Source organism: Methylocaldum sp. 14B, assembly GCF_002005105.1.
Classification (GTDB): domain Bacteria; phylum Pseudomonadota; class Gammaproteobacteria; order Methylococcales; family Methylococcaceae; genus Methylocaldum.
Map to the genome: position 1 here is coordinate 85683 of NZ_MSCV01000023.1, position 7855 is coordinate 93537.

Consider the following 7855-nt stretch of genomic DNA (forward strand, 5'->3'; position numbering starts at 1 on the left):
GGAAAGTCCGCTAATTCAGTAGCGTGCAGAATTGATAGATGAGAGGGACGCGCCGCCTTCGTTGAAGACGCGGCGGGGGTGAGATCGGACGAGCGGTCTCTCTAGGCGGGATCAGCAGGACCAGCCAACAGACCACCCAGGCGAAGAAAATCTCCAGCTTCTGATCGAAGAGGCCGTGGTTGCTGTGTTCAAAAGTCTTGGCGTCGAGACACAACCCTAGGTTGCAGTCGTCGGGAAGAGATGGCTCATGATGGGACGGGTGACTGGAGTTCCCCTGCTCGCACTCTGACAGGAAAGCGTCGTGCAACTGCTTGAAAACCGTCTCGCAGACAATAGCCGCCGGCAACGCCAGCCACGCGATCAGAAAGAACGGAATCAGAGCGCGGGTTGGAGCGGAGTGTTTACGAAGATACGTCAATACGTTGCCGTCCACATTGGGAGTCTTGCCGAACACTACATCAGGCCGAAAGCAAGAAAAGCCAGGGAAAGATACCACAAGACTAGATCGCCGGGAGAGATGTTCAATACGGTCTTTTACCGATAATGCGACCAGCCACCGCTCCAATTACGACACCGGACTCCGGATTTAGGTGGTTAAAAAAGAAATAAGGGCGAGCGGTATAGAATTGATTAAGCTCAGGCGTGCTCGGGAATCGGCGAGGCATTCTCTCGATTGACTGTTGTTTTGGCCATTGTCGCCGCAATAAGGGTGCGTTTGTCTCCCGCCTCATTTTCCGCTTTCGGCACGGGTCGAAGCTTTGGTTCAGATGCCGGGTACGAGGCATCGGGCGACACGTTCAGCCCGGTGTTCCCGAAAGACGCAGCGGAATCCTTTCATCAGGAGAAGCGGAAAGACAACACCCTCGGCGTCCTGGCGATTCTTCGAAGCTGGACACAGCTTACAGCCGGCTGCGATAACGCTCCAAGAGCTTCGCGTTGATCGCGACGATCACGGTGCTGAGGGACATGAGCGCCGCCCCCATTGCCGGCGACAGCACCCAGCCGAACGGCGCGGCGACGCCGGCCGCGAGGGGAATGGCCACGGCGTTGTAGCCGGTGGCCCACAAAAGATTCTGGACCATCTTGCCGTAGGTGGCGCGGGACAGGCCGAGCGTCGCGGCCACGTCGAGCGGATTGCTGTGCACCAGAACGATGTCGGCCGATTCGATGGCCACGTCGGTGCCAGCGCCGATGGCGATGCCGAGATCGGCCTCGACCAGAGCCGGCGCGTCGTTGACCCCGTCGCCCACCATGGCGACGGTCACGCCCTCCGACTTTACCTCGCGGATCTTCGCCGCCTTCTCGTGGGGCAGGACCTCGGCGAAGTAATCGTCGAGCCCGAGCTGTCCGGCCACGTGCGCCGCAACCGCCCGGCTGTCTCCGGTGAGCATGAGGCAGCGGATGTTCATGGCCTTGAGCCGTGCGATCGCTTCGAAGGATTCCGGACGGACCACGTCGGCCAGCGCGATGGCCCCGAGAACCCGGTCGCCGTCCGTCACGTAGACCACCGTCTTGCCCTGCCCCGCCAGTTCGCTCAATCGCTCGTCGCGAACGCCGAATCCCTGCTCCTCGACAAACCCCGGACTTACGACCCTAATCAGCCGTCCTTCGATCCGGGCCTCGGCGCCGCGGCCGGTCAGGTTCCGGAATTCCTCCGCCTTGGCCAGGCGGATACCGCGTTCTTCGGCCGCCCGGACGATGCCCAGGGCGATCGGGTGTTCCGATTGCTGCTCCAGCGAGGCAGCCAGCCGCAGCAGCTCCGCCTCGTCGATATCCGCCAGCGGCAGAACGTCGGATACTCCGAAGCGGCCTTCGGTTAGGGTGCCGGTCTTGTCGAACACGATCGCTTGCAGGTTCCGGGCGCGCTCGAAAGCGGCCCGGTTCCGGATGAGAAGACCGCTCAGGGCGGCCAGCGAGGTGCTCACCGCCACCACCAGCGGCACGGCGAGCCCCAGGGCGTGAGGACAGGTGATGACCATTACGGTCACGCTGCGCTCCAGCGCGAATTCGAAGGGTTCGCCCAGCAAAAGCCACACGATCAGGGTCAGCGTTCCCACGGATAAGGCGATATAGGTCAGCCATTGGGCGGCGCGGTTCGCCAAATCCTGCGCCCGCGAACGGGAGGCTTGCGCCTGCCGCACCATTTCGACGACCTGCGCAAGATAGGTTTCCGCCCCGGTCTTCCGGATTTCCAGCACCAGCGCCCCTTCGCCGTTGACCGCCCCGCCGATGGCCTCGTCCCCTTCGCGGCGAGTGACGGGCTTGGATTCGCCGGTCAGCATGGACTCGTTCAAGCTCGAGCGGCCTTCGACGATGAGGCCGTCGGTCGGGATTTTTTCGCCCGGCTTGACCAGCACCCGGTCGCCGGGGTGAAGTTCGGTGACCGGGACTTCCTCGACTTCGCCGTTTTCCCGCAGCCTATGCGCTTCGGTGGGCATCAGCCGCACCAGGGCATCCAAAGCGCCCGAGGCGCCCATCACGGACTTCATCTCGATCCAGTGGCCGAGCAGCATGACGTCGATCAGGGTCGCCAGCTCCCAGAAGAACACCTGGCCCGAGAGGCCGAACACCACGGCGCTCGAATAGAAATAAGCCACGCTGATGGCCAGCGAGATGAGCGTCATCATGCCCGGCTGAAGCTGCCGGAGCTCGTCGAACAATCCGCGGATGAACGGCCAGCCGCCATAGAGATAGACGGCCGTCGAGAAACCGAAAAGGACGTAGGTGTCCCCCGGAAAGGCGAGGCGTTCCTCGAGCCCCAGCCACTCCTGAATCATGGGCGAAAGCGCCAGGATGGGGCCGGTCAGAACCAGCGAAAACCAAAAGCGGCGGCGGAAGTCCTCGACCATCGCCGTATGATCGTGATGTTCCGCATGATGGCCTTCGCGGCGATCGGCCGGAACGTGGCGAGCGGGAGCGGCTTGCGGCTCGGAATGGGTATGGTGTGTCATGGCGGCGCTCCGTGGGATCGTTCCAGCCGCCAAGCGGTGGGCGGGGTTAGTCGGTAGCGGATTCCGGTTCTGGGCTATGCGTGTTCATTTTCATACCGGAAGAGCTCGATGGGAAGTGCGCTCCGGCCTCCCAAGAGCGGAGCGCACCGCTACACAGATTTCTCACGAACGGTCCGGCCTATTTCCGGCGCCGAACCGCTCGTTTCTTAACGGAACCCATGCCGGTTACATCGTGATCGCACCCGCCAGCTTGTTGCAGGCTTGCTCGCAACGGCGACACGACTCACCGCAAATGCGGCAGTGTTCGTGACGAGAGGCATGCCGCTCGCACTCCTCGGCGCAGATTCCGCAGGCCGTCGCGCAGGCCTGCAACTGGCTGCGCATCATCCTCATGTCCGATTCGGTCTCGCGCGAAACCAGCCGGCCCGTCGCCTCGCAGATGTCCGCGCAATCCATGCACATCCGAATACATCGTTTGAGATTCTGCACCTGGTCCTCTCCGACGCAGGCGTCAGCGCATGCGGTACACGCTTGCGCGCAATCGAACAGTTCGCTTGCCGTTTGTGACAACAATCCCATGTCCACTCCACGTCCCATTACGGCCGGGTGCGGATGCGCTTTGAGCATTTCCTGAATCGCGTTCATGATGTGCCTCCTGTATTCCTTGCCATGTATATTTCGTTCGTCTCCGCCTGTTCCTACTGGCAGGCTTCTCTCCGGTTTGCGGCCGGTTTGTTGTCCAATCGAACGGTGATAAAACCAGTCCGCAAAGAAAGTAGGACCAGGGTTGAATCGGCTCGGTTCCGGCGAGCTTGCTCTGGTCTTTTTGCAGTACATCTGGCATAGGGTGGGTGAGGTGCACATCAACGGAACCTGCAAAGTTCCTTTGGTGTTTCCGCGCGCCGTAACCCACCAGGCAAAGCCGCGGAACCGGTGGGTTACGGCGCGCGGAAAGTCCTGCGGTCACAGCATGGTTCGTGACAGTGCGCGCCTAACCCACCCTACGATCGTTTTGAGATAAGGCGGGACGTTATCGGCGGCCGATTCGAATACATCACTCGACAGAACACGGCAGTGTCCATGCCCCTCTGCCAACCCGCTTCCGCGCTAACGAGGTCCTACCGTAATCGGCCGGGTACCGCCCATCCGGTCCAGCAGGGTCTTGAACGTGATCTCGGCCGTATGGCTATACCCGGAAACCGGTGGCGGCAATCCCACTCTTTCGATATCGACGGTGTCGCGGACGAGTCCTGTGGTATTGCTCGCCTTCAGAGTGTCGAAATAAGAGACCGCCTTGCCCTGCACATCGGCCGTGATTCGGTCGCGCTGCGCCGGCGGCAAATCCCACAGGGCTTGCTTGAAAGGCAGCAGTGCTCGCTTGCGGGTGGCGCGGTAAAACGCTTCGTCGCTCATGCCGGGCTGCCGCTCTCCGGGCCATTCGCTATCGATCCAGCGGTAGATGTCCTTTTTCAACTCTACGGGAAACGCCTCGTGGTCGAAGATCAGGTCCTCGAACGGCGCGACGAGATGCAGTTCGCTGACGTTATTCCCCGGAAACTGCGGGAACAGCGTTTCCGGAATGGGCGTTATCCCGGTGCGCACCGCCAGGCTGAGACCATACTCCCGGCGAGCGATCTCGCCGAGATCCCGGACCAAATTGAGATCGACGTCCGCCTCGCCCACCAGGACGACAATCTTGGAAAGATCCTTCTTACCGCCCGGAAGATTGAGCTGGACGTAAAAGCTCTCCATGAAGGCGCGAAACTGATCCGCGGTCAGGTTTCCATCGCCCATCGCCTTGATTTCGGCACCGATGTCGACGGACAGCTCCTCCGGCTCGATCTCGCGGATGAACGCGACCAGTTCGGCGCATTCCCGGCCGCTTTGCTGATGCTGTTCCGGAAAGCTCGGGCGGGAGAAATCCGCCAGGCTCGAGGTATCGAGATCGATATTGAAGAATCCGGCCGTAATCGCCTCTTCGATCCGTTCTTTCAGCCTGTCGATCTCATCGTCCCGGCTGACCTGATAACTGGCGCGTCCTATGCGAATATGATCGCTTTGGAGGAAGACGGCTCGCTGATATCCCTCGCGAATCGCCGCCGCCAGAATGCAGGTGGCATACTCGGCCGGCGACTGGAACCCGTAACCGGAGACTTCATCGGTGTAGCCGAAACTGAAAGCGCCTGCGCCGGTCTCCCCAGCCGCGCGAAAACAGGCCCTCGCCACATCGTAGCTCAGCGCATGCAGACTCAGCACCGGAGCCGTGAAAACCGGAGCCACGCCCAGGACTGCCGCTTCATGCAGCCCCTGGATGGAGGTCGGATAAACCACCAGCTTGGCGGCTACTTCCCGAATCAACCATTGCAGGAAATATCTGAATTCTTCCGATTCATGGAAGATGGCGTTGTAGACCAGCCGGTCGATGCACGCTTCCCGGAGCCTGTCGGCATCGACGACTTCGACTTCGTTGCCCTTGATTTCCACTACTCCCCTGAGGGTGCTCTCGATATCGATAGCCGTTCGAAACAGCATAGGCTTACTCCTTGCGAGACAAATGACGAGGATCAGGGCGGACTCACGATCTTCTTCCGAGTCCGGCGAACCCGAACCCCATGCCGATGCCCAGTACCCCGGCCAGCGCCATCCAGGAAACGGGCAGCCTTTGCCGGGGTCTTTTCCAGCCGCCGCGCACCCTGGCGTATTCGGGCATGGGTTGGAACAGATTGCCCGAAGTCGGCGGTATGGCGCGCTCTTGAAAGTGCTTCGCTTCGACCACCCGAGCCGCCCATCGGTCGAACAGCCCCGGCACGATGCGCTGGGCGACGATCGCCGCCCGGATGTTGGCGCCCACGATCACCTCGCGGCGCGGTGTGAGCGCGGCGGACAGGATGGCTCGGGCGATTTTTTCCGGATCATAGATCGGCCACATGGGTCTGGCCGCGCGCCCCATGTAATTGCCCCCCTGCTGGAACAAGGGCGTATCGGTCGCTGGCGGAAGCACCGTGACCACATGAATGCCCGGCACATCCCAAAGCTCCTGCCGCAGGCAATCGGATAGCGCGACGATGCCGTATTTGCTGATGACATAAGCGGCGGCGAAAGGCTTGGGAATTTTTCCGACCCCCGAGGAGACATTGATGAGAACGCCGCTACCCTGCTCCCGGAACCACGGCAGGATGGCCCGAGCACCGTGAACGTAGCCCAATAGATTGGTGTCGATTACCCGGCGGAAATCCGCAATCGGGGTTTCCTCGAACCGGCCGAACAGAGTCACCGCCGCGTTGTTGATCCAGGTATCCAACCGCCCGAAGGTTTCGATGGTTCGGCGCGCCAGCGCTTCGACCGCTGGTCCGTCGGTCACATCGACCGGCACGGCCAAAGCCTTTCCGCCGGAGGTTTCGCACTCCTGCGCCAGTTCATCGAGGGCCGCTCCACGGCGGGCGGCCACCACCACGGTTCCTCCCGCCGCTGCGAACGCCAAAGCCGTGGCCCGACCGATGCCGCTCGATGCTCCGGTAATCACGGTAACGGTGTTCTCGATCCCGAGCCGCATGGCCACTCCTTTCCGCAATGGGCTTACTACAAGCAGACCCTGCGCCATAGCGTAAGTTCTCAGCTGGCGAGGGGCACAATCGAACGGGCATCCCTTGGATGCTTATCCCAGTAGGCCCTTCGACAGTTTGTAGGGCGGGTTAGGCCGCGAGGCCGTAACCCGCCGAGCGGCCTCGGATCGGTGGGTTACGCTGCGCTAACCCACCCTACGATTCTGGTAAGGCTCTTAGTCCATACCCGGATAGATCCGTTCAGATCGTTACGCACCCGGCGCTTTTTCGGCGGTCGAAGATGGGAGAAGGACCTCAAACATGAATTGGCACAGTCAACCCGCAGACCGGATTCTTCAAGAACTGAAGACCAAGGCCGAAGGCCTTTCCGCCGACGAGGCGAGGCGGCGCATCGAGGAACACGGCCCCAACGAGATCCGGAAAGGACGGGAAATCTCTCCGCTCAGGATCTTGCTGGCCCAGTTCAACGATTTTCTCATCTACCTTCTGCTCGCGGCGGCGATCCTCTCGGTCGGCGTGGGCTTCTTGCCGGGAGCGGAACCGGAATACACCGAGGCCATTCTCATTCTGGTCATCGTGCTGGCCAACGGGCTGTTCGGCTTCGTTCAGGATTATCGAGCGGAAAAAGCGATGCAATCGCTCCGGGAGCTTTCCACGCCGCAGGCGCGGGTGTTCAGGGACGGAACAAAGATCACGGTGCCGGCTACCGAGCTGGTGCCGGGCGATGTGATCGTGATCGACCAGGGGAACCGGATTCCGGCGGATGCCCGTATGCTCGAATCCCACAGTCTGGAGACGATGGAAGCTTCGCTGACCGGGGAGAGCGCAACGGTCCCCAAAGAGGCGGAACCCGTGGATGAAGACACGCCTTTGGCCCAGCGCAGCAACATGCTGTTCATGAACACCGATGCGGTGAGAGGACGGGGCAAGGCGGTGGTGGTGGCCACGGGCATGAACACGGAAGTGGGCGCCATCGCCTCGGAGATCGAGAGCGCCGAGCAGCACAAAACGCCGTTCCAGGAAGAGGTCGACCGCCTGGGCAAGCAAATCGGCTACGGCATTCTCGGGTTGATTCTGGTGGTTGCCGTAATCCAGTACTTTGCTACCGAAACCGGCATCGTCACCATCATCCTGGTGGCCGTTACCCTGGCCGTGGCCGCCGTGCCGGAGGGCCTGCCGGCCGTGGTGACCCTCGCCCTGGCGCTTGGCTCCCAGAGGCTGATCAAGCAGAACGCCTTGGTTCGCCGGCTGTCGGTCGTGGAGAGCTTGGGCTCCGTGGACGTGATCGTGACCGACAAGACGGGCACGCTGACTGAAAATCAGATGACGGTCAAAAGGTTA

6 protein-coding genes are annotated in these 7855 nt (G+C 61.4%); 1 reads left to right on the top strand and 5 read right to left on the bottom strand.

Features of this window, described 5'->3' with window-relative positions; all coding sequences use genetic code 11:
* Window positions 1-10 precede the first annotated feature (10 nt).
* The 5 genes from B2A78_RS16585 to B2A78_RS16605 all read right to left on the bottom strand — a co-directional run bounded on the left by B2A78_RS16585 (window position 11) and on the right by B2A78_RS16605 (window position 6504).
* The gene (locus B2A78_RS16585; protein ID WP_143735202.1) at window positions 11-454 is read right to left on the bottom strand and encodes a hypothetical protein; all 444 of its coding nucleotides are present in this window, start codon (window positions 452-454) and stop codon (window positions 11-13) included.
* Window positions 455-899: 445 nt separating this feature from the next.
* A complete protein-coding gene (locus B2A78_RS16590) occupies window positions 900-2951 on the bottom strand; it encodes a heavy metal translocating P-type ATPase (protein WP_077731127.1) in 2052 nt (683 codons plus the stop codon).
* Window positions 2952-3176: 225 nt separating this feature from the next.
* Entirely contained in the window at window positions 3177-3596 is a 420-nt protein-coding gene (locus B2A78_RS16595; RefSeq protein WP_077731128.1) for a four-helix bundle copper-binding protein, read from the bottom strand.
* A gap of 462 nt (window positions 3597-4058) precedes the next feature.
* Window positions 4059-5483, bottom strand: a complete 1425-nt coding sequence (locus B2A78_RS16600; protein ID WP_077731129.1) for a hypothetical protein — start codon at window positions 5481-5483, stop codon at window positions 4059-4061.
* Between the two features lie 43 nt (window positions 5484-5526).
* A complete protein-coding gene (locus tag B2A78_RS16605) occupies window positions 5527-6504 on the bottom strand; it encodes an SDR family oxidoreductase (protein WP_077731130.1) in 978 nt (325 codons plus the stop codon).
* 310 nt (window positions 6505-6814) lie between these two features.
* Between B2A78_RS16605 and B2A78_RS16610 the strand changes: the two genes are divergently transcribed.
* Window positions 6815-7855: HAD-IC family P-type ATPase (locus B2A78_RS16610; RefSeq protein ID WP_143735204.1), on the top strand; the 1041-nt coding region annotated here is incomplete at its 3' end.